Consider the following 21,011-nt stretch of genomic DNA (forward strand, 5'->3'; position numbering starts at 1 on the left):
GAGGAGCACCGCATGGACCTGCCCACCACGCCCGCCCGGATCGTCGTCGAGAACTGCGCCGTCGCCACCGTGGACGCCGAGGGCACCGAGTACGCCGACGGGCACGTGGTGATCGCCGGCGACCGCATCGAGGCGGTGGGCCCCGGGCCCGCCCCCGACGTGGCGGGAGTGGTCCGGCGGGTGGACGGCACCGGGCACCTGGCCACGCCGGGCCTGGTCAACACCCACCACCACTTCTACCAGTGGCTGACCCGGGGCATGGCCCAGGACGCCAACCTGTTCGACTGGCTGGTGGCCCTGTACCCGGTGTGGGCGCGCATCGACGAGCCGATGGTGCACGCGGCGGCGCGCGGCTCGCTGGCGATGATGGTCCGCGGCGGGGTGACCACGGCGGCGGACCACCACTACGTATTCCCGAGGGGCGCGGGCGACCTGTTCGGGGCGGAGATCAGGGCCGCCGCCGAGATCGGGGTGCGCTTCCACCCCACCCGCGGCTCCATGGACCGCGGGGAGTCCGCGGGCGGGCTGCCGCCCGACTTCGCCGTGGAGACCACCGAGCAGGCGCTGATCGCCACCGAGGAGGCCATCGACCGCCACCACGACCCCTCGCCCGGCTCCATGGTGCGGGTCGGCGTGGCGCCCTGCTCGCCGTTCTCGGTCTCCACCGAGCTGATGCGCGAGGCCGCGGCCCTGGCCAGGCGCAAGGGGGTGCGGCTGCACACGCACGGCTCGGAGACGGTGGAGGAGGAGCGCTTCTGCAAGGAGCTGTTCGGCATGGGCCCCACCGACTACTTCGAGAGCACCGGCTGGCTCGGCGACGACGTGTGGATGGCGCACTGCGTGCACATGTCCGAAGCCGACATCGAGGCGTTCGCGCGCACCGGCACCGGGGTCGCCCACTGCCCGTCGTCCAACGCCCGCCTGGCCGCGGGCACCGCCCCCGTCCCGGCGATGCTCGCCGCGGGCGTGCCGGTGGGGCTCGGGGTGGACGGCACGGCGTCCAACGAGACCGGCGAGCTGCACACCGAGCTGCGCAACGCGCTGCTCATGCACCGGCTCAAGGGCGGCGAGAAGGCCATGGACGTCCGGCAGGCGCTGCGCCTGGGCACCCACGGCGGGGCCCGGGTGCTCGGCCGCGAGGACGAGATCGGCTCCCTGGAGCCGGGCAAGCTCGCCGACCTGGCGCTGTGGCGGCTCGACGGGCTCGGCCACTCCACCATCGCCGACCCGGTGGCCGCCCTGGTGCTCGGCGCCCCGGCGCCGCTCACCCTGCTGCTGGTGGGCGGCCGGGAGGTGGTGGAGGACGGGCGGCTGACCACGGTGGACGAGGACGCGGTGGCGCGCACCGCCCGCGACCAGGCACGGCGGCTGGCCCGGCTGGCGTCGTGACCGGGCGGCGGGGACGTGCCGCGCCGGGACCTGCCGCGCCGGGACGGAGAGGGCCGTGACGGCCCGCGTCGCGGCGGTTCACGTCGCGGTGGCCCGGACGTGAACCCGAGTCTCCCCGGTTTGTCTCTCCTGTTAACTTCAAGGGCTTTTTCCGCCATCGCTTGATTAGCCCGGCCCGGGAGCGAAGGATGGGTCCACCCGGACTTGGGGGCGGCGACTGGAGGGAGCAGCCATGTCGCGATTCCCCGTGGTGCGTACGGCAGCCGACGGCGGCACGGTCGTGGAGCTGTCGGGAGAGATCGACCTGGACGCGGTCCCGCGGCTCACCCGCTGCCTGGACGAGGTCACCGAGGGCCCCTGCCCGCGGGTCGTGGTGGATCTGCGGCAGGTCACCTTCATCGACTGCCGAGGGCTTTCGGTGCTGGTCAGGGCCCGGCTGCGGGTGCGGGAGCGGCACGGCGCCCTGGCGCTGGTCGCCGCCGACCGGCGGGTGCTGCACACCTTCCGCGCGGCCGGGCTGCTCGGCTCCTTCTCCATCCACCCCGAGCTGCCCCGCGCCCTGGCGGCGGTGCGCCCCCCGGTGCCCCACTCGGCGTGACCGCCCCCGCCGGCCGCGGACGGCGCCCGCCGGGCCGCGCCGGTCTCACGTCCGCAGCCCGTACACCCGGGTGGCGGTCCCGTGGAAGACGGCGGCGCGCTCGCCCGGGGACAGGCCGCAGGTCAGGTCCCGCGCGGTGTGCAGCACGCGCGCGTAGTCCGCCGCCACCAGGCAGACCGGCCAGTCCGAGCCGAACATCACCCGGCCGGGCCCGAACGCCTCCAGCACGGTGTCCGAAAACGGACGCAGATCGTCCGGCGTCCAGTTCCCCCAGTCCGCCTCGGTGACCATCCCCGACAGCTTGCACACCGTGTTGGGCAGCGCCGCCAGCGCCCGCACCCGCTGCGACCAGGGGTGGACGGCGCCCTCCAGGATGGGCGGCTTGCCCAGGTGGTCCAGCACGAACGTCAGCCCGGGCACGGCCGCCGCGGCCCGCGCCGCCGCGGGCAACTGGTGCGGCAGCACCACCAGGTCGTACACTAGGCCCGCCCGCGCCACCTCCCGCAGCCCCCGCAGCACGTCGGGCCGCACCAGCCAGTCGGGGTCCGGCTCGGACTGCACCTGGTGCCGCACCCCCACCAGACGCTCCCCGCCCGGCAGCGACCGCAGCCGCTCCAGCTCCCGCCCGACGCCGGGCGCCGTCAGGTCCGTCCAGCCCACCACCCCCGCGACCAGCGGGTGCTCCGCCGCGAGCGCCAGGAACTCCGGGGTCTCCTCGGGCACCGTGACGGTCTGCACCAGCACCGTCGCGCCCACCCCGGCCGCGGCCGCCTCCCGCTCCAGCTCCCCGACGGTGAACGTGCGCCGCAGCGGCGCCAGCTCCGGGCCCTGGATCCAGTCCTGGTCCCGCACCGCCAGGTCCCACACGTGGTGGTGCGCGTCGACGATGGTCACAGCCGCCACACCACCGGCAGCGGCGCGTCGGCGCCCTGCGCCGAGTAGTCGTGCGCGACCTCGAGCAGCCCGGCCATCCGCGCCTGCCAGGCGACGTTCACCGGCAGCTCCGCCAGTCGCGCGATGAGCCTGCCGTAGTCCTCGCACTCGATGACGTGGAACAGGTCGGTGCCGCTGCGCCAGATCGTCCAGGAGGTGGCCCCGGCCGCCCGGATGGCGGCCGTCAGCTCCTCGGGCACCTCGCGGTGCGCCGCCTCGTACTCCTCGACGCGGTCCGCGCGGACCTTGGTGTGCAGGGCGACCCTCATCATGTGTCCTCACCGCCAAGACGCTTCCCCGGCGCCTCGGGCAGCAGCCCCGCCGCCCGCAGCGCCGCCCACAGCCGGTCCGGCACCGGCCGTCCGTGCATGGCCGCCGAGTCCCGCACCTCCTCCGCCGACCGCGCGCCCACCAGCACGCTCGCCACCGCCGGGTGCAGCAGCGGGAAGCGCAGCGCCGCGGCCCGCAGCGGCACCCCCTCACCCTCGCACACCGCCTTGATCCGCAGCGCCCGCTCCACCAGCCGCGGCGGCGCCGCCCGGTAGTCGTACGTGGCGCCGGGCCGCGGGTCGGCGAGCAGACCGGAGTTGTACACGCCGCCGGCCACCACCGACACGCCGCGTCGCGCCGCCTCGGGCAGCAGCTCCTCGCCGCCGCGCTGGTCCAGCAGGGTGTACCGGCCGGCGAGCAGCACCACGTCCACGTCCGTCTCCCGTACGAAAGTGGTGAGCAGCTCCGCCTGGTTCATCCCGGCGCCCACGGCCCGCACCACGCCCTCGGCGCGCAGCCGCTCCAGCGCCGGGTACGCCTCGGTGAGCGCCTGCCGGGGGTGGTCGTCGGGGTCGTGCAGGTAGACGATGTCGACGCGGTCCAGGCCGAGCCGCTCCAGGCTGGCCTCCAGCGAGCGCAGCACCCCGTCGGCGCTGAAGTCCCACACCCTGCGGTGCGTGGCCGGGACGGCGAAGCCGTGCGCGGTGTCGTCGCCCGCCACCTCGGCCACCGGCTCCAGCAGGCGGCCGACCTTGGTGGAGACCGTGTACCGCTCGCGCGGCCGGCCGCGCAGGGCGTCGCCGAGGCGGCGCTCGGACAGGCCGAGCCCGTAGTGCGGCGCGGTGTCGAAGCAGCGGATGCCCGCGTCCCAGGCGGCGTCCACGGCCGCCAGGGCCGCCTCCTCGCCCACCGGGGTGAACAGGTTGCCGATGGGGGCGGCGCCGAAGGACAGGGTGGTGACCTCCACCCCGGAGCGGCCGAGCCGCGCGGTGCGCACGGTCAGCCCTCCGACGCGGTCTGCCGTAGCCGCAGCCCCGCCATCCCGCCGTCCACGGCCAGGGACGTGCCGGTCACCGAGGCGGCCTCAGGCCCGGCCAGGTAGGCGATGGCGGCGGCCACCTCCTCGGCGGTGACCAGCCGGCCCATCGGCTGGCGGGCCTCCAGCGCGGCCCGCTCGGCCGCGGGCTCGGCCGCCGCGTCCAGCAGCCGCGCCACCCAAGGGGTGTCCGCCGTGCCGGGGTTGACGCAGTTCACCCGGATACCCTCGGGCAGGTGGTCGGCGGCCATGGCCAGGGTCAGCGACAGCACGGCGCCCTTGGTGGCCGAGTACAGGGCGCGCTGCGGCAGGCCCGCGGTGGCGGCGATGGAGCAGGTGTTGACGATGGCGGCGTGGGCGGAGCGGCGCAGGTGCGGCAGCGCGGCGCGGGTGGTGCGCACCATGCCGACGACGTTGACGTCCCACAGGCGGTGCCACTCGGCGTCGCCGTTGTCCTCGACCGTGCCGACCGCGCCCGCCCCGGCGTTGTTGACGAGGATGTCCAGTCCCCCGAGCACGGCGGCGGCCTCCTCGACGGCGGAGCGCACCGAGGCGTCGTCCGCGACGTCGGCGTACAGGGCGTGCAGATGCGGGCCGGGGCCCGCGCGGTCCACGCCGTCCGGGTTCAGGTCGAGCACGGCGACGGCGGCGCCGCGCGCGGCCAGCAGACGCGCCGTGGCGAGCCCTATGCCGGAGGCGCCGCCGGTGACGATGGCCGTGAGACCGTGGAAGTCCGCCATGCCGCCGGACTCTACGGACGTGCGCCGGGCGTGACAAGAAGCCCGACGGCAAGTAATCCGACCAATCCCGGCACCGTTCTGCATATGAGCATGACGGGCCGGTGTACAGGGGAGATTGATCGGATGACTCGGGTGCGGCGCTCCCGTACTCCGCCGCCGCCCGCCGGGCGCGGCGGCGGGTCCGGCGGGCAGCGGCCGGGCGCTCAGTCCAGCAGCTCGTACGCCGGCAGGGTGAGGAAGTCGACGTACTCCTCGGCCAGCGCCACCTCCAGCAGCAGGTCGTGCGCCTGCTGCCACCGCCCGGCCGCGAACGCCTCCTCGCCGAGCTCCGCGCGCACCGCGGCGAGCTCCTCCGCGGCGACGGCCCGCACCAGTTCCGCGTCCGCGGTCACCCCGCCCTCCCGCTCCGCGTCCGCCGGCTTCCCGCCGTCCGGGGCGAGGCGCACCCCGTTGTTGACCCACTGCCAGATCTGGGAGCGGGAGATCTCCGCGGTCGCCGCGTCCTCCATCAGGTTGAAGATGGCCACCGCCCCCAGGCCCCGCAGCCACGCCTCGATGTAGCGCAGGCCCACCTGCACGGCGTTGCGCAGGCCGGCCACGGTGGGCCGGGCGCCGGTGGACGCCACGTCGAGCAACTGCCCCGCCGTCACCTCGACGTCCTCGCGCAGCCGTTCCTTCTGGTGCGGCCGGTCGCCGAGGACCGCGTCGAACGCCTCCCGGCACACCGGCACCAGGTCGGGGTGGGCCACCCAGGAGCCGTCGAAGCCGTCCGCGGCCTCCCGCTCCTTGTCCGCCCTGACCTTCTCCAGCGCCCGCGCGTTGACCTCGGGGTCGCGGCGGGAGGGGATGAACGCGGCCATGCCGCCGATGGCGTGCGCGCCGCGCCGGTGGCAGGTGCGCACCAGCAGCTCGGTGTAGGCGCGCATGAACGGGGCGGTCATGGTGACCGCGTTCCGGTCCGGCAGCACGAACCGCGCCCCGGCGTCCCGGAAGTTCTTGATGACCGAGAACAGGTAGTCCCAGCGGCCCGCGTTCAGCCCGGAGGCGTGCTCGCGCAGCTCGAAGAGGATCTCGTCCATCTCGAACGCCGCGGTGATGGTCTCGATCAGCACGGTGGCGCGCACGCTGCCGCGCGGGACGCCCACGTGGTCCTGCGCGAAGCAGAAGACCTCGTTCCACAGCCGGGCCTCGAGGTGGCTCTCGGTCTTGGGCAGGTAGAAGTACGGGCCGCGGCCCCGCCGGAGCAGGCGGCGGGCGTTGTGCAGGAAGTACAGGCCGAAGTCCACCAGGGCGCCGGGGACGGCCCGGCCGTCCACGGTCAGGTGCCGCTCGTCCAGGTGCCAGCCGCGCGGGCGTACCACGACGGTGGCGAGCTCGGTGTCGGGCCGCAGCGCGTACGCCTTGCCCTCCGGGGTGGTGAAGTCGATGCGGCGCTCGTGGGCGTCGAGCAGGTTCAGTTGGCCGAGGACGACGTTCTCCCAGGTGGGGGAGGAGGCGTCCTCGAAGTCGGCGAGCCAGACCCGGGCGCCGGAGTTGAGCGCGTTGACCGTCATCCTGCGGTCGGTGGGGCCGGTGATCTCCACCCGGCGGTCCTGGAGCGCGGGCGGCGCCGGGGCCACCCGCCAGTCGGCGTCGCGCACCGAGGCGGTCTCGGGCAGGAAGCCGAGGCTGCCGGTGCGGGCGATCTCGGCGCGGCGCTCGGCGCGGCGGCGCAGCAGTTCGTCGCGGCGGGGGGTGAACCTGCGGTGCAGCTCGGCGAGGAACACCAGGGCTTCCGGGGTCAGCACCTCCTCCTGGCGGGGAACGGTGCGGGGGGCCGTGACGGTGGCGGGGGACGCGCTTGCGGACATGCGGGCTCCTTCTGCGCGAGCAGGTTTTCGGATAGTAGTTTTTGTATGGCGGAAGTTCAAAGGGGCGCGGCGGAGGGCGGGTTGGGTGGGGGTCCTCCTCCGGAGGCCAGGGGGCTCCGGAGGAGGACCCCCACCGGGGCCGCGCCCCGGGCCCCTCTCGGGAGGTGGGCCTCCGGTCTTCTCCACCGAGGGCTGCTCCTCCTTGGGCCCCGCCGGGGCCGCAGCCCGGCCCCTCTGTTTTGGAGCCGCCCCCGCCTCACTCCAGCAGCCCCAGGTCCTCCGGTGTGTCGATGTCGTCCGGTGCGGCGATGTCCGCGCACTCGACCAGGGTGATCTCCGCCGGGTGGGCGTGCAGGAAGGCGCGGGCGCCGCGGTCGCCCTCGGCTGACGCCGCCACCTCGGCGAAGTGGCGGGCCGCGAACAGCACGGGGTGGCCGCGGACGCCGCCGTACGCCGCCGCCGCGATCGACGCCCCCGACCGGTGCGCCGCCAGCAGCCGGGCCACCACCCCGGGGCCGATCCGCGGGGTGTCCACCAGCGCCACCACCACCGCGCCCGCCCCGGTGCCCGCCAGCGACGCCAGGCCGGCGCGCAGGGAGGAGCCCATGCCCGTCTCCCAGCGCGGGTTGTCCACCAGGGTGCACTGCTCCAGGCGGGCGCGGGCGCGCACCTCGCCGGCCGCGGCGCCCAGGACGACGTGCACCGGCCGGCAGCCGCCGTCGAGCAGCGCCCGCGCCGCCGGCTCCACCAGCGGCCGGCCCCGGTGCTCCAGCAGCGCCTTGGGCCGCCCGCCGAGCCGCCGCCCGCCGCCCGCGGCGAGCAGCAGCCCCGCGGCACCGCCGTCCGTCGTCGCCCTCACCCCTCCACTACAGCACCGCGCCGCGGCCCGCGCGGCACCCGGCGCGGGGCGGACCCGCCGGTCACCGCTTCGCCGGGTAGGCGCCGAGGGTGCCCGCCCGCAGGAACAGGCCCGTGGACGGGGAGACGAACACCGGCACCGCGGTGCGCTCCGGCAGGGCCGTCCGCCGGCCCGAGGCGAGGTCGGCCTCCACGGTGCGCGCCCGCACCGGCGCCTCCTCGGAGGCGAAGTCGTGGGGGAAGGCGCCGTAGGCGACGTCCGCCCAGCCCGACGCGTCGTAGGTCACCCCGAACGCCCGCCCGGTGTCGGTCACCGCGGTCAGCGTGACGCCCTTCTCCCCCGCGGTGTCCGCGAAGCACCGTCCGCGCCCGGCGGCCAGGTCGAAGCCCACCTGCCCGGAGATGAGCCAGTCGCCGTCGCCCGACAACTGGGTGACGGCCTGGGCCGCGAGCGGCGCCACCGAGCCCGTCCCCGTCCGCGGGTTGGTGATGTCGCACTCCACCTGGGCGAGCAGCTCGCCGCTGCCCAGGTCGTGCACGGCCACCACGTCCCGCTCGGCCTCCTCCTCGGTGGCCGCGTCGCGGAACTGGCTCCACGCCACCACCACGTGGTCGCCGACGACCGCGAGCGGGGTGGCGTCGGCCGCGCCCTTCGGCGCCACCTTCGCCGAGTTCCAGGCCACGCCCACGGTGAAGCCCTCGGCGCACGGGATGCGGTCCGACTCCCGCCAGCGGTGGTCGCAGTAGCTGTCCTGGGTGAAGGCGGCGACCGGGCCCGCGGGGGTGGTGAACTCCACGGTGGCGTCGGCCGCGCAGGCGGCGCTCGGCGGCATGTCCGCCTTCCGGCAGGCGGGCAGCTTCACCTCGCCGGCCGGCCGCACCGGGTACTCCTTGCCGGTGGCGGGCTCCAGCGCCACCAGGCGGCCCTTCGCGCGGTCGGTGACCAGCAGCGCCCCGGTGAACGGGCCGACCTCGCCGTCCTCGTACTCGAAGTGCCGGACCGCCGCGGCCGCGCCGGAGGACCCGGCCCGCACGGTGTCCACGGTCACCACCGAGCGGGACCTGGTGACCCCGTCGTCCTCGGCGGTGATGCCGTCCCGGACGATCACGGCGAGCTCCCCGCCGCCGGGCTCGGTGGTGATGTGGACGTCGGTGGTCGCGCTCCTGAGCTTCGTCGGCGCGGTGAACGTCCACGCCTCCTCCCCGGTGGCCAGCTCGCGGGCGTGCACCTCGCCGTCGGCGTTCACCGCCTGCACCAGCAGGCCCGCGGCGGGCGCCACCGCCCACGAGCCGTGCGAGCGGGAGTCGGGCTCGGTGACGGCCTCGGTCCAGCCGCGGGTGTTGTCGAAGCCCTCGGGCACGGGGAAGCGGCTCGCCCTCGGCAGGGCCGGCCGGGCGGAGGCGGAGGCGGCGGCCGACGGGGACGCCGCGCCGGTCCGCTCGCCCCTGCCGTCGCCGCGGGGCGGCCCGCCCTCGCCGGAGCAGGCGGCGCCGCCGAGCAGGGCGGCGGCCACGGCCAGCGCGGACACGGTTCGGATCGCCCTCGTCATCGGCAGCGCCATCTCCTGGTCAGCGTCTCGTCCCGCCTCGGTCGGCCAGTCGCCGATCCTAGGGCAACGGCCTCGGCCGCGGGGGGTGTTGCCGGGCACGCGGCGGACGGGCCACGGCCGGGTGCCCTACGGCCGCTCCGGCTCCCCCTCCGCCGCCAGGGCCAGCGACAGGCGCCGCGCCACGTCGAGCAGCACCGGCACGTACCGCTCCATCGCCTCGTCCGTCAGGCGGCCGGAGGGCCCCGAGACGGAGACCGCGGCGGCGGTGGGGGAGTCGGGGACGGCCGCCGCCAGGCAGCGCACCCCGATCTCCTGCTCGTTGTCGTCCACCGCCCAGCCGCGCTCCCGCACCGCGGCGAGGACCCGCAGGAACTCGTCCGGGTCGGTGATGGTGTGCGCGGTCTCCGCGGGCATTCCGGTGCGCTCCAGCAGCGCCCGGGCCCGCTGCGGCGGCAGCCCGGCCAGCAGCGCCTTGCCGACGCCGGTGGAGTGAGGCAGCACCCGGCGGCCGACCTCGGTGAACATGCGCACGGAGTGCCGCGAGGGCACCTGGGCCACGTACACCACCTCGTCGCCGTCGAGCAGCGCCATGTTGGCGGTCTCGCCGGTGGCCTCGACCAGCTCCGCCAGGTGCGGCCTGGCCCAGGTGCCCAGCAGCCGGGCGGCGCCCTCGCCGAGCCGGATCAGGCGGGGGCCGAGCGCGTAGCGGCGGCTGGGCTGCTGGCGGACGTAGCCGCGGGCGACGAGGGTGCGCACCAGCCGGTGGATCGTGGGCAGCGGCAGTCCGCTGCGCGCCGCGAGGTCGCTCAGGCCGATCTCGCCCCCGGCGTCCGCCATGCGCTCGAGCAGGTCGAAGGCCCGATCGAGGGACTGGACGGAGCCGGAAGGGGGGTTGGCGCGGGCAGGCGGCACATTCCGTCCTCTCGGAGCGGCTGCGGGGACAGCACCGCAGCCTACTCTTCCGACAAGGCGACTTTCGAAAGATGATTTTCGGTAAGCGGAACGGGGCAGCTCATTCAGATACGGATGCTGATGCGTCAGTTCCGCACACCGATACCAACGCAGTTGCGTCAGAAGCGAAACACTCCGGACACGTCCACCGCGTAGGACACCTCTGCGCCCCCACCGGCGACCCCTCCGGCGCCCCCGGCGCCCGGCGCGCGGACGGCGCGGGGACGGCGCGGGGCGAGGACGGCGCCAGGCACGGAGGAGGCGCCCGGCCGCCGGGAGGGCGTCCGGGCACGGCGAAGGCTCCGGCCGCGGACCGCGGCCGGCACGGCGGAAGGGAGGGCGGCGGGTGGCCGTCGATCTCGTACTGCGCTCGACCCGCACCATCACCCCCGGCGGCGAGCGGCCCGCGGCGGTCGCGGTGGCCGACGGGCGGATCGCCGCGGTGCTGCCCCACGACGCGCGGCCACCGGCCGGGGCGCGGGTGGCGGAGCTCGGCGACGACGTCCTGCTGCCGGGCCTGGTGGACACCCATGTGCACATCAACGAGCCCGGCCGCACCGAGTGGGAGGGCTTCGCCTCGGCCACCAGGGCCGCGGCGGCGGGCGGCGTCACCTGCGTCGTGGACATGCCGCTCAACAGCGTGCCGCCGACCACCACCGTCGCCGGGCTGCGGGCCAAGCGGGCGGCGGCGCGCGGCAACGTGTCCGTGGACGTCGGCTTCTGGGGCGGCGCGGTGCCCGGCAACCTCGCCGAGCTGGCGCCCCTGCACCGGCACGGCGTGTTCGGCTTCAAGTGCTTCCTGCTGCCCTCCGGGGTGGAGGAGTTCCCGCCGCTGTCCCCCGCCGAGGTGGAGCGGGCCATGGTGGAGCTGGCCCGCTTCGACGGGCTGCTGATCGTCCACGCCGAGGACCCGCACACGATCGACACCGCGCCCGTCCGCGGCGGCCCCGCCTACGCCGACTTCCTCGCCTCCCGGCCCCGCGCCGCGGAGAACGCCGCCGTGGCCCGGCTGATCGAGCTGGCCCGCCGCACCGGGGCGCGCACCCATGTGCTGCACCTGTCCTCCGCCGACGCCCTGCCGCTGATCGAGGCGGCCCGCGCCGACGGCGTCCGGCTCACCGCGGAGACCTGCCCGCACTACCTGACCCTGACCGCGGAGGACGTGCCCGACGGCGCCACCGCGTTCAAGTGCTGCCCGCCGATCCGCGAGGCCGCCAACCAGGACGCGCTGTGGCGGGGCCTGGCCGCGGGGACCGTGGACTGCGTGGTGTCGGACCACTCGCCGTGCACCGCCGACCTCAAGTGCCCGGGCACCGGCGACTTCGCCCTCGCCTGGGGCGGCATCGCCTCCCTGCAACTGGGGCTGCCCGCGGTGTGGACGCACGCCCGGCGGCGCGGCCACACCCTCGCCGACGTGGCCCGCTGGATGTCCGCCGCCCCCGCGGCGCTGGCCGGGCTGCGCGGCAAGGGCGCCATCGCCCCCGGCCGGGACGCGGACTTCGCGGTGCTCGCCCCCGACGAGACGTTCACCGTGGACCCGGGGGCGCTGCACCACCGCAACCCCGTCACCCCGTACGCGGGGCGGACGCTGCACGGGGTGGTGCGCTCGACCTGGCTGCGCGGGCGGCAGGTCCACGGGCCGGAGGCGGACCCCGCCCCGGCCGGACGTCTCCTGGAACGAGGCCGCGCATGACCACCGCCCGCCACCCCGCCCCCCGGGACCCGGACGTCCCCACCCCGGCCGCCCCCACCCCGGACGCCCCCCGCGACCCCGCCTCCGGCAACGCCCGCCCCTATTCCGGCGGCGACCCGTACGCCGACTACCGCGGCGGCGACTTCCCCTTCACCCGCCTCACCGACCTCGCCGACCGCCGCCTGGGCGGCACCGTCCTCGCCGCCAGCGACGAGTTCTTCGCCGAGCGGGAGAACCTGCTCGACCCCCGCCCGGCCCGGTTCGACCCGGACGCGTTCGGCCCCAAGGGCAAGGCCATGGACGGCTGGGAGACCCGGCGCCGCCGCGGCCCCGACGCCGCCCGCCCGCTCCCGGGCGACGGCGAGCACGACTGGGCGCTGGTCCGCCTCGGCGCGCCCGGCGTGGTGCGCGGCGTGCTCGTGGACACCGCCCACTTCCGCGGCAACCACCCCGCGGAGGTCGCCGTGGACGCCGCGCACGTGCCCGGCGCCCCCGGCCCCGGGCGACTGCTTTCGGACGAAGTGGAATGGCGGGAGATCGTCCCCAGGACCCGGGTGCGCGGCCACGCCGCCAACGGCTTCCCGGTGGCCGGCGGGCACCGCGCCACCCATGTGCGGCTGCGTCAGTTCCCCGACGGCGGCGTGGCCAGGCTGCGCGTCCACGGCGAGGTGCTGCCCGACCCGCGGTGGCTGGCCGCGCTGGAGGCGTTCGACCTGGCCTGCGCCGAGCACGGCGGCCTGGTCGAGGACGCCTCCGACCGCTTCTACTCCCCGCCGGGCAACCTGATCCTGCCCGGCCGCCCCCGCGGCATGGACGAGGGCTGGGAGAACCGCCGCCGCCGCGGCACCGGCCACGACTGGGTGCGGCTGCGCCTGGCCGGGCACGGCGCGGTGCGGGCCGTCGAGATCGACACCTCCTACTTCCGCGGCAACGCCCCCGGCTGGGCCGCGCTGCTCGGGTGCGACACCACCGCGGGCGCCGACCCGGCCGACCCCGCCGCCTGGCGGGAGCTGGTGCCCCGCACCCCGCTGCTGCCCGACACCGCGCACCGCTTCGTCGTCACCGGCGCCGCCCCGGTCACCCACGTCCGCCTGGAGGTGCTGCCGGACGGGGGCGTGGCCAGGCTGCGGGTGCACGGCGCGCTGACCGAAAACGGCCGCCGCGAGCTGGCCGAACGCTGGGCCTCGGCCACGGGCGGTGGCTGACGGGACGGCACCGGCGTGGTTACCGTCGGGTAGGGCGCGGGAAGCCCCCCGGTTCCTGCCCGACGGGAGGTGCGGCCATGGCCGCGGTGGACCTGCGAGCGCACGGCCAGTCCTTCACCGACGACCCCTACCCCCACTACGCCGCCCTCCGGGAGCGCGGCCCCGTCCACCGGGTGATGTTCCCCGACGGCACCGAGGGCTGGCTGGTCGTCGGCCACGAGGAGGCCAGGGCCGCGCTCGCCCACCCCGGCCTGTACAAGGACCCGGTCATGGCCGACCCGGCGTGGCGGGCGGTCGCCTTCGGCCGGCCCGACGCCACCGAGTCCCTGCTGGGCCGGCACATGCTCAGCGCCGACCCGCCCGCCCACAGCCGGCTGCGCCGCCTGGTCACGGCCGCGTTCACCCCCCGCAGGGTCGAGGCGCTGCGGCCCCGCGTGGAGGAGATCACCGCGCGGCTGCTGGACGCGCTGCCGCCGCACGGCCGCGCCGACCTGGTGGACGCCCTCGCCCACCCGCTGCCCGTCGAGGTGATCTGCGAGGTGCTGGGCGTGCCCCACCTGGACGTGGCGCCGTTCCGCGCCTGGACCCACCGGGTCACCTCGCCCGACCGCGACGACCCCGCGAGCGCCCTGGCCGCCGCCCGGGAGCTGAACGCGTACCTGCGCGACCTGGTGGCGGACAAGCGCCGCCGCCCGGGCGACGACATCCTCAGCGCCCTGATCGGCGCCACCGACGGCGGCGGCCGGCTGTCCCCCGACGAACTGCACGCCATGGCCCTGCTGCTCCTGGTCGCGGGCCACGAGACCACCGTGGGCCTCATCGCCAACGGCGTGCTGGCCCTGCTGCTGCACCCGGACCAGCTCGCCGCGCTGCGCGCCGACCCGGGACTGCTGGACGGGGCGGTGGAGGAGATGCTGCGCTACGACGGGCCGGTGGAGGGCGCCACGCCGCGCTTCACCGACGAGCCGGTGGAGCTCGGGGGGACGGTGGTGCCCGGCGGCGGAGCCGTGGTCATCGTCTCCCTGGCCGCCGCCCACCGGGACGGGAGCCGGTACGAGCACCCCGACGCGTTCGACATCCGCCGCCGCTCCCCGGGGCACCTGGCGTTCGGCCACGGCATCCACTACTGCCTCGGCGCGTCCCTCGCCCGGCTGGAGGGCAGGACGGCGGTGCGCATGCTGCTGGAGCGCTGCCCCGGCCTGGCGCTCGACGCGGACCCCGCGCTGCTGTCCTGGCGGCCGGGCCGCCTGATGCGCGGGGTCCTGAGCCTGCCCGTGCGGTGGTGAGCCCCCGCCGCCACCGCCCGGCCTGACCCTGCCCGGCCTGTCCCCGCCCGGCCTGTCCCTGCTCTGCCCTGTCCCGCTCCGCCTCCTGCGCGAGGAACTCCTCCCGCGTGATCGCGTACACCCGCAGGGGACGCCCGAACCTGGGGTCGGGCATCTCCCGGTCCAGGCGCATCCCCAGCCGGCGCATCACCCGCTCCGAGGCGTCGTTGCCGACCTGGCACACGCTCACGATCCGCGGCAGCGGGTGCGCGCGGAACCCGAACCGCAGCGAGGCCAGCCCCGCCTCGGTGGCGTAGCCCCGGCCCCAGAAGGCCCGCCCGAACCGCCACCCGACCTCCACGCCGGGCACCCACGCCTGGTGGGTGAGCCCGGTGAACCCGGCCAGCTCCCCGGTCCCGGCCACCTCCACGGCGAACAGGCCGAGCCCCTGCGAGGACCACTCGTACTCGATCCGCTCCACCATCGCGCGGGTGTACTCCTCGTCCTGCACCGAGCCGTCGCCGATCCACCGCATCACCTCGGGGTCGGCGTTGACGGCGGCCAGCGCCGGGACGTCCCGCCGGTGCCAGCGGCGCAGGATCAGCCTGGGGGTTCGCGTCGTCACCGGCCCATGGTGCGGCACGGCGGCCCGCACGGCGCAGCCGGGCCCCGCCGACGGCGGCGGCCCCTCCCTCCGTGAGCCCTCCGTCCGTGAGCCCTCCGCCCCGGCCCCGGTCACCGCAGCCGGTACGTCAGCCGCACCGTGCTGCCGCCCGCGCGGAAGCGCACCTGGAGCAGGTCGCACAACTGCCGCACCGCCCATAGGCCGTGGCCGCGCCGGGTGGCCGGGTCGGCGGGCAGTTGGCCGGGGAACGGCGACGCGGCGCCGGCCGCGCCGCCGCCCCGGTCCTCGGTCTCCATGACGATCGCGCCGTCCTCGCGCCAGTACCGCAGCCGCCCCTGCCCGCCGCCGTGCACCAGGGCGTTGGTGGCCACCTCGTTGACCGCGAACACCAGGTCCTGGCGGCGGGCCGGGTCCAGCGCCGCGTGCCGGGCGCACACCTCCACGAAGGCGCGCACCACCGACAGGTCGCCGTGGGTGAACTCCAGCTCCCGCACCTGCCCGCGCGGCGGCGGCAGCGGCTCGGCGTCGCACTCCGCGGCGAACGCCTCCGGGTCGGTGTAGTGGGCGCTGCCGGTGGGCTCCCCGGCGTCGGAGGCCAGCTCGGGGTGGGTGCGGGCGGCGGCGGCGAGCACCGCGGGGTGCAGCCCGTCGGCGTCGTAGGGGCACAGCAGCAGGGCGCCGGACCCGGCGAGGGCCACGTTGACCAGGGACTCGTAGCGCGCCCACTCCCGGATCGCGGCGGGGCCCGGGCCCGGCGGCGGCGGCTCGCCGACCACCCTGACCCGGCCGGGCAGCGACCGGCGCTCCTGCACATAGCGGTGGTGCGCGGCCAGGGTGCGCGCGGGGGAGGCGTACCAGGTGGCGGCGTCGGCGAACTCCACCCGCCGGGCGTCGCCGCCGAGCGCCCGGCGCAGCAGGCCGCGGTGCTCCGGCCCGGTCACCACCAGCAGGGAGTCGCCCCGGCGCAGGCCCTCGCGCAGGAACGGCAGGGTGCCGCCGAGGAAGCCGGCGTCACTGGTGTAGCGCAGCGCCCGGTGTGCGAACCCCGCGTCCGGTGGCGGCACTCCACTCACTCCCCGGCGAATCCCAGGCCCGGCGTGCGGTCCCAGCCGACCAGCTCCATCACCCGCCTCAGGTGCGGGGACAGGCAGTGGAGGACCAGCCGCCTGCCGTCCGTCAGGTCGCGCGCCGTGGAGACCACCAGCTCCAGGCCCGCCACGTCCATGAACTGGAGCCCGGACAGCTCCAGGTGGATGTCGCCCTCGTAGTCGAGCAGGGATCGCAGGGCGCTCTCCAGGACGGGCACCGTGAAGGCGTCCACGTCGCCCACCACGCGCAGCCCCAACGGTTCGTACGTGCGCGTGACCCTTAACAGGCCGCTCTGGTACAGCACGTCCACGCGGCGCCCCCTCCCCGATGAGGTGCGACGGGCCCAGGTTAGGCCGGTGAAGTCCGCCCTGTCATCAGTGCCGGGACCGGCGGCTGCGGATCGCGCCCCGCGCGGTGCCACGGCACTCACACACGAGTGCGACTACGACAGTAGTCACTGCCGACCCACCGCTGAAGCGCGCGGCTCGCGCGCCGCTGGAGGAGCGGAACACCGCCCTCCGCCACCTGCGCGACCGCGCCTGACGAGGCGACAGGTGAGGCTGCGGCAGGGAGGGGCGGGGGCGCGGGAACGGGCCCCCACGCACCGTCCGGAGCGCCCCGGACGGCCGGCCGGTGACGGCCTAGCGCTCCCCGTGCGCGGGCGCCGTGTACAGCGGCAGCCGGGGGTCCACCCGCTCGCGCTGCCAGGTGGTGCGCACCCAGGCGTGCGCCGGGTCGTCGCAGATGCGCCAGGCGCGCTCCGGGGAGGGGCCCGCCATGACGTTCAGGTAGTACATGTCGTAGCCGGGGACGGCCATGCTGGGGCCGTGCCAGCCGTGCGGGATGATCACGCAGTCGCCGTCGCGGACCTCGGCGAGCACGTCGCTCTCCTTGCCCGCCCCTGACGGGTAGACCCGCTGGTAGCCCATGGCGGACGGGCCGCCGGCCAGCTCGAAGTAGTAGATCTCCTCCAGCGGTGTCTCGCCCTCCCGCTCCTCGTCGTGCTTGTGCGGGGGGTACGACGACCAGTTGCCGCCGGGCGTGAGCACCTCCACGGCGATCAGCCGGTCGGCCTCGAACACGTCGGCGGCGGCGAAGTTGTTCACCTGGCGGCTGGCGCTGCCCCCGCCGCGCAGCTCCACCGGCACGCCCGACGCGGGCCCGTAGCGCGCGGGCAGGCGCCGCTCGCAGCGCGCGCCCGCCAGCGCGAACCGCCCGCCCGCGCCGGAGGAGATGGTCACCCGCGCGTCCCGCGGCGCGTACGCGAAGTCGCTGACGGAGTCGAAGACGCCGGACCGCCCGTGCAGCTCGAAGCACTGGTCGTCCACCAGGACGGTGCAGCCGCCGGACAGCGGCAGCACGATCCACTCGCTCTCCTCGGTGCGGAAGGAGTGCAGCCCGCCGTGCGACAGCTCGAGCACGCGCAGGTAGCAGTACTCCCAGCCCGCGGTCTCCGGTTCGATGTTCACGGTGTAGCCGTCGTAGACGGTGCTTCCGGCGGGCAGGTGCAGCGACGTCACGGACTGCCTCCTCGGCCTCTCCGGCCCGATCTCACCCTCGGTCACCATTTGGTCACCCTACTCGCTGGTCAGTTGCGCCCCACCGCCGGGTGGCGGTGGGGCGGGGTGCGAGGCCATGATGCGCCGCCCGTGCTAGACGACCGGTACTTTCGGCCTTCCCCGCGCCCCCGGCGGACCGCCGGGGCGCGCCGCCGGGCCCCGCCCGCCCCCGGCGCCGCCGCCGCGCCCGGGCGGAGCAGCGCCCCGCGCCGGGTGGGTGAACCCCGGTTCGCATCGGCTACCTGGGCTTTTGCATACTGGGGCGGCCGCGCGGGCAACCCTGCCCGCGGTTCGGCCCCCGTTTCCGTCCCCGTGAGGAAGGCTGCACACACACATGGCTGTGACCGGGAAGCGCGCCCTGAGCGCGGCGCTCGCGGCGTTGCTGGGCGTGGCCCTGGCGGGGTGCAGCGACACCGGGGGCAAGCGCGCCGAGGAACGCGCCGAGCGCGCCGCCGCCGGAGGGCGGGCCGCGGTGGACACCCCGCGCTGGACGGTGGCCATGGTCACCCACGCCGGGCAGGGCGACACCTTCTGGGACATCGTGCAGAAAGGCGCGAAACAGGCCGCGGTCAAGGACAACCTGCGGTTCCTGTACTCGAACAACAAGGAGGCCCAGGGCCAGGCGCAACTGGTGCAGGCCGCCATCGACCAGAAGGTGGACGGCCTCATCGTCACCCTCGCCAAGCCCGAGGCCATGCGGGGCGTGCTGGCCAAGGCCCGCGAGGCCGGGATCCCGCTGATCACCATCAACTCCGGGTCGGCCGAGTCCAAGGAGTTCGGCGCGCTCACCCACATCGGCCAGGACGAGACCATCGCGGGCGAGGCCGTGGGCGAGGAGCTGAACCGGCGCGGCCGCAAGAAGGCCCTGTGCGTGCTGCACGAGCAGGGCAATGTCGGCCACGAGCAGCGCTGCGACGGCGTCGGCGAGACCTTCGCCGGGAAGCTGGAGAAGCTCTACGTCGAGGGCACCAACATGCCCGACGTGCTGTCCTCGATGACCTCCCAGCTCCAGTCCGACCGCTCGGTGGACGCCGTGGTCACCCTCGGCGCCCCCTACGCCGCGACCGCCGTGCGGGCCGCGAAGGACGCGGACAGCGACGCCGAGATCGCCACGTTCGACCTGAACGCGCAGGTCGCCGACGGCCTGGCCGACGGCAGCCTGGCCTTCGCCGTCGATCAGCAGCCCTACCTCCAGGGCTACCAGGCCGTGGACCTGATGTGGCTGTACAAGTACAACGCGGACGTCCTCGGCGGCGGCCGGCCGGTCCTCACCGGCCCGCAGATCGTCACCCGCGAGGACGCCGCCGACCTCAAGCAGTACACCGACCGGGGGACCAGGTGACCGGCACGACCACCGCGGCCCCCGGCCGGGCCCCCGCGAAGACCCCGGGCGGCCCCTCCCCGCTGCGCCGCCTCCTGGCCCGCCCCGAGGTCGGCGCGGTGGCGGGCGCCGCCGCCGTGTTCGCGTTCTTCTGCGTGGCCGCGGACAGCTTCCTCGCGGCGTCCAGCCTCAGCACCGTGCTGTACGCCTCGTCCACCATCGGGATCATGGCGGTGCCGGTGGCGCTGCTGATGATCGGCGGCGAGTTCGACCTGTCCGCGGGCGTGCTGGTGACCAGCTCCGCGCTGGTCTCCTCCCAGTTCTCGTACCAGATGACGGCGAACGTGTGGGTGGGCGTGGCGGTGTCGCTGCTGGTCACCCTGGCGGTCGGGCTGTTCAACGGGGTGCTGCTGGTGCGCACCAAGCTGCCCAGCTTCATCGTCACGCTCGGCACCTTCCTGATGCTCACCGGACTGAACCTGGGCCTGACCCGGCTGATCAGCGAGGGCGTGAGCACCAAGACGATCGCCGACATGGAGGGCTTCTCCTCCGCCCACGCCCTGTTCGACTCCCGGTGGGACATCGGGCCCGCCTATCTGCGGGTCACCGTGCTGTGGTGGCTCGGCCTGGTGGCGGTGGCCACCTGGATCCTGCTGCGCACCCGCGCCGGGAACTGGATCTTCGCGGTGGGCGGGAACCAGGACGCGGCCCGCGCGGTCGGCGTGCCCGTGGAACGGGTCAAGGTGGGGCTCTACCTCGGCGTGGCGCTGTGCGCGTGGATCGCCGGGCAGCACCTGCTGTTCTCGTTCGACGTGGTGCAGTCCGGTGAGGGCGTCGGCAACGAGTTCCTCTACATCATCGCCGCCGTGATCGGCGGCTGCCTGATGACGGGCGGCTACGGCTCGGCGGCCGGCGCGGCCGTGGGCGCGCTGATCTTCGGCATGACCAGCAAGGGCATCGTGTACGCGCAGTGGAACCCGGACTGGTTCAAGTTCTTCCTCGGCGCGATGCTGCTGCTGGCGACCCTGCTCAACGCCTGGGTGCGGCGGCGCGCGGAGGCGAACCGGTGACGCTGCTCAGGCTCACCGAGGTGAGCAGGTCCCACGGCGGGGTCCGCGCGCTGCACGGGGTGTCCCTGGAGGTCGAGGCGGGCCGGGTCACCTGCGTGCTGGGCGACAACGGCGCGGGCAAGTCCACCCTGATCAAGATCATCGCCGGGCTGCACCAGCACGACGGCGGCACCTACGAGATCGACGGCGAGCCGGTGCGGCTCACCTCGCCGCGCCAGGCCCTGGACCGCGGCATCGCCACCGTCCACCAGGACCTGGCCGTGGTGCCGCTGATGCCGGTGTGGCGCAACTTCTTCCTCGGCTCCGAACCCGTCCGCGGCCGCGGCCCCCTCCGCCGGCTCGACGCGCCCGCCATGCGCGCCGCCACCCGCGAGGCGCTGGCCCGCATGGGCATCGACCTGCCCGACGTGGACCGGCCCGTCGGCACCCTCTCCGGCGGGCAGCGCCAGTGCGTGGCCATCGCCCGCGCCGTCCACTTCGGCGCCCGGGTGCTGGTGCTGGACGAGCCGACGGCCGCGCTCGGGGTCAAGCAGTCCGGAGTGGTGCTCAGACTGGTCGCCGCGGCCCGCGACTCCGGGCTCGGTGTGGTCCTCGTCACGCACAACCCGCACCACGCCCACCTGGTCGGCGACCGGTTCGTCCTGCTGCGCCGGGGCGGGCCCGCCGGGGTCCACGACCGGGCGCGGATCACCGTCGAGGAGCTGACCCGGCAGATGGCGGGCGGCTCCGACCTGGAGGAACTCGCCCACGAGCTGGCGCGGGAAAGGGTGTCCGGACCCGGATCGCGGGAACCCGTGACCACGGTGCGGCAGCGACCGTGACGGACCACCCATGCGGGCGGGGCCCGGGCTGGGGCAGAATCACCCCCGTCACCCGTCCAGCGGGTGGCCCGGCCCCCGCATCCAGGCGAGAGGCCATGACCAGGACGAGCGCGTCCACGCCAGGGGGCTGCCGCCCCGCCGACGAGACCAGGGAACCGCTTCCGTTGCCAGCGCCGCCAGCGAGCCGC

The 21,011-nt window shown here is 75.8% G+C and carries 20 protein-coding genes and 1 pseudogene; 9 read left to right on the forward strand and 12 right to left on the reverse strand.

Translation table 11 applies throughout. The annotated features are described in order from the left end of the window. Positions 1–12 precede the first annotated feature (12 nt). Both ACYVO2_RS10955 and ACYVO2_RS10960 read left to right on the forward strand, forming a co-directional pair. On the forward strand, positions 13–1,389 hold the full coding sequence (locus tag ACYVO2_RS10955; protein WP_461007484.1) for an 8-oxoguanine deaminase: 1,377 nt from the start codon (positions 13–15) through the stop codon (positions 1,387–1,389). A gap of 232 nt (positions 1,390–1,621) precedes the next feature. After that, entirely contained in the window at positions 1,622–1,987 is a 366-nt protein-coding gene (locus tag ACYVO2_RS10960; RefSeq protein ID WP_461007485.1) for an STAS domain-containing protein, read from the forward strand. Positions 1,988–2,032: 45 nt separating this feature from the next. On the opposite strand, the gene ACYVO2_RS10965 is transcribed toward ACYVO2_RS10960, so the two are convergent. The 8 genes from ACYVO2_RS10965 to ACYVO2_RS11000 all read right to left on the reverse strand — a co-directional run bounded on the left by ACYVO2_RS10965 (position 2,033) and on the right by ACYVO2_RS11000 (position 10,136). Beyond that, entirely contained in the window at positions 2,033–2,890 is an 858-nt protein-coding gene (locus ACYVO2_RS10965) for an amidohydrolase family protein (protein ID WP_461007486.1), read from the reverse strand. Beyond that, entirely contained in the window at positions 2,878–3,189 is a 312-nt protein-coding gene (locus ACYVO2_RS10970) for an L-rhamnose mutarotase (RefSeq protein ID WP_461007573.1), read from the reverse strand. Before ACYVO2_RS10970 ends, ACYVO2_RS10965 begins: the two co-directional genes overlap by 13 nt. Then, the gene (locus ACYVO2_RS10975) at positions 3,189–4,187 is read right to left on the reverse strand and encodes an aldo/keto reductase (protein ID WP_461007487.1); all 999 of its coding nucleotides are present in this window, start codon (positions 4,185–4,187) and stop codon (positions 3,189–3,191) included. The genes ACYVO2_RS10970 and ACYVO2_RS10975 overlap by 1 nt, the downstream gene beginning before the upstream one ends. Positions 4,188–4,189: 2 nt before the next feature. Continuing rightward, positions 4,190–4,966: an SDR family NAD(P)-dependent oxidoreductase gene (locus ACYVO2_RS10980; RefSeq protein WP_461007488.1), complete on the reverse strand. Its 777-nt coding sequence runs from the start codon at positions 4,964–4,966 to the stop codon at positions 4,190–4,192. Positions 4,967–5,169: 203 nt separating this feature from the next. Further along, entirely contained in the window at positions 5,170–6,816 is a 1,647-nt protein-coding gene (gene aceB / locus ACYVO2_RS10985; RefSeq protein WP_461007489.1) for a malate synthase A, read from the reverse strand. A 256-nt stretch (positions 6,817–7,072) separates the two neighbouring features. Then, entirely contained in the window at positions 7,073–7,675 is a 603-nt protein-coding gene (locus tag ACYVO2_RS10990) for a nucleotidyltransferase family protein (RefSeq protein WP_461007490.1), read from the reverse strand. A 61-nt stretch (positions 7,676–7,736) separates the two neighbouring features. Beyond that, positions 7,737–9,224 (reverse strand): hypothetical protein, encoded by a 1,488-nt coding sequence (locus tag ACYVO2_RS10995; RefSeq protein WP_461007491.1) that lies wholly within the window; start codon positions 9,222–9,224, stop codon positions 7,737–7,739. 126 nt (positions 9,225–9,350) lie between these two features. After that, entirely contained in the window at positions 9,351–10,136 is a 786-nt protein-coding gene (locus ACYVO2_RS11000) for an IclR family transcriptional regulator (protein WP_461007492.1), read from the reverse strand. A gap of 385 nt (positions 10,137–10,521) precedes the next feature. Here ACYVO2_RS11000 and allB point away from each other — a divergent pair, with 385 nt between their 5' ends. The 4 genes from allB to ACYVO2_RS11020 all read left to right on the forward strand — a co-directional run bounded on the left by allB (position 10,522) and on the right by ACYVO2_RS11020 (position 14,655). Then, entirely contained in the window at positions 10,522–11,868 is a 1,347-nt protein-coding gene (gene allB / locus ACYVO2_RS11005) for an allantoinase AllB (protein ID WP_461007493.1), read from the forward strand. After that, positions 11,865–13,073 carry an allantoicase gene (gene alc, locus ACYVO2_RS11010; protein ID WP_461007494.1) on the forward strand — a complete coding sequence of 403 codons (1,209 nt, stop codon included), beginning with the start codon at positions 11,865–11,867 and terminating at the stop codon, positions 13,071–13,073. Before allB ends, alc begins: the two co-directional genes overlap by 4 nt. A gap of 77 nt (positions 13,074–13,150) precedes the next feature. Further along, positions 13,151–14,359, forward strand: a complete 1,209-nt coding sequence (locus ACYVO2_RS11015) for a cytochrome P450 family protein (protein ID WP_461007495.1) — start codon at positions 13,151–13,153, stop codon at positions 14,357–14,359. Between the two features lie 107 nt (positions 14,360–14,466). Then, positions 14,467–14,655 (forward strand): hypothetical protein, encoded by a 189-nt coding sequence (locus ACYVO2_RS11020; protein WP_461007578.1) that lies wholly within the window; start codon positions 14,467–14,469, stop codon positions 14,653–14,655. On the opposite strand, the pseudogene ACYVO2_RS11025 reads toward ACYVO2_RS11020, so the two are convergent. The 4 genes and pseudogenes from ACYVO2_RS11025 to iolB form a co-directional block, all read right to left on the reverse strand. Further along, a pseudogene (locus tag ACYVO2_RS11025) lies at positions 14,586–15,161 on the reverse strand (GNAT family N-acetyltransferase); the annotation flags it as partial. The gene ACYVO2_RS11020 and the pseudogene ACYVO2_RS11025 sit on opposite strands and share 70 nt — an antisense overlap. Beyond that, the gene (locus ACYVO2_RS11030) at positions 15,074–16,027 is read right to left on the reverse strand and encodes an anti-sigma factor RsbA family regulatory protein (protein WP_461007496.1); all 954 of its coding nucleotides are present in this window, start codon (positions 16,025–16,027) and stop codon (positions 15,074–15,076) included. The pseudogene ACYVO2_RS11025 and the gene ACYVO2_RS11030, both read right to left, overlap by 88 nt. Before the next feature lie 5 nt (positions 16,028–16,032). Beyond that, positions 16,033–16,362, reverse strand: coding sequence for an STAS domain-containing protein (locus tag ACYVO2_RS11035; protein ID WP_461007497.1), 330 nt, complete (start codon positions 16,360–16,362; stop codon positions 16,033–16,035). Between the two features lie 331 nt (positions 16,363–16,693). Then, positions 16,694–17,572 (reverse strand): 5-deoxy-glucuronate isomerase, encoded by an 879-nt coding sequence (gene iolB, locus ACYVO2_RS11040; protein ID WP_461007498.1) that lies wholly within the window; start codon positions 17,570–17,572, stop codon positions 16,694–16,696. Between the two features lie 373 nt (positions 17,573–17,945). Here iolB and ACYVO2_RS11045 point away from each other — a divergent pair, with 373 nt between their 5' ends. From ACYVO2_RS11045 to ACYVO2_RS11055, 3 genes are read left to right on the forward strand one after another with little or no spacing between them, the layout of a single operon-like run. Continuing rightward, a complete protein-coding gene (locus ACYVO2_RS11045) occupies positions 17,946–18,953 on the forward strand; it encodes a sugar ABC transporter substrate-binding protein (protein WP_461007499.1) in 1,008 nt (335 codons plus the stop codon). Further along, positions 18,950–20,002, forward strand: coding sequence for an ABC transporter permease (locus tag ACYVO2_RS11050; RefSeq protein ID WP_461007500.1), 1,053 nt, complete (start codon positions 18,950–18,952; stop codon positions 20,000–20,002). Before ACYVO2_RS11045 ends, ACYVO2_RS11050 begins: the two co-directional genes overlap by 4 nt. Beyond that, positions 19,999–20,823 (forward strand): ATP-binding cassette domain-containing protein, encoded by an 825-nt coding sequence (locus tag ACYVO2_RS11055; RefSeq protein ID WP_461007501.1) that lies wholly within the window; start codon positions 19,999–20,001, stop codon positions 20,821–20,823. Before ACYVO2_RS11050 ends, ACYVO2_RS11055 begins: the two co-directional genes overlap by 4 nt. Positions 20,824–21,011: the final 188 nt, after the last annotated feature.

Source organism: Streptomyces capparidis, assembly GCF_054782095.1.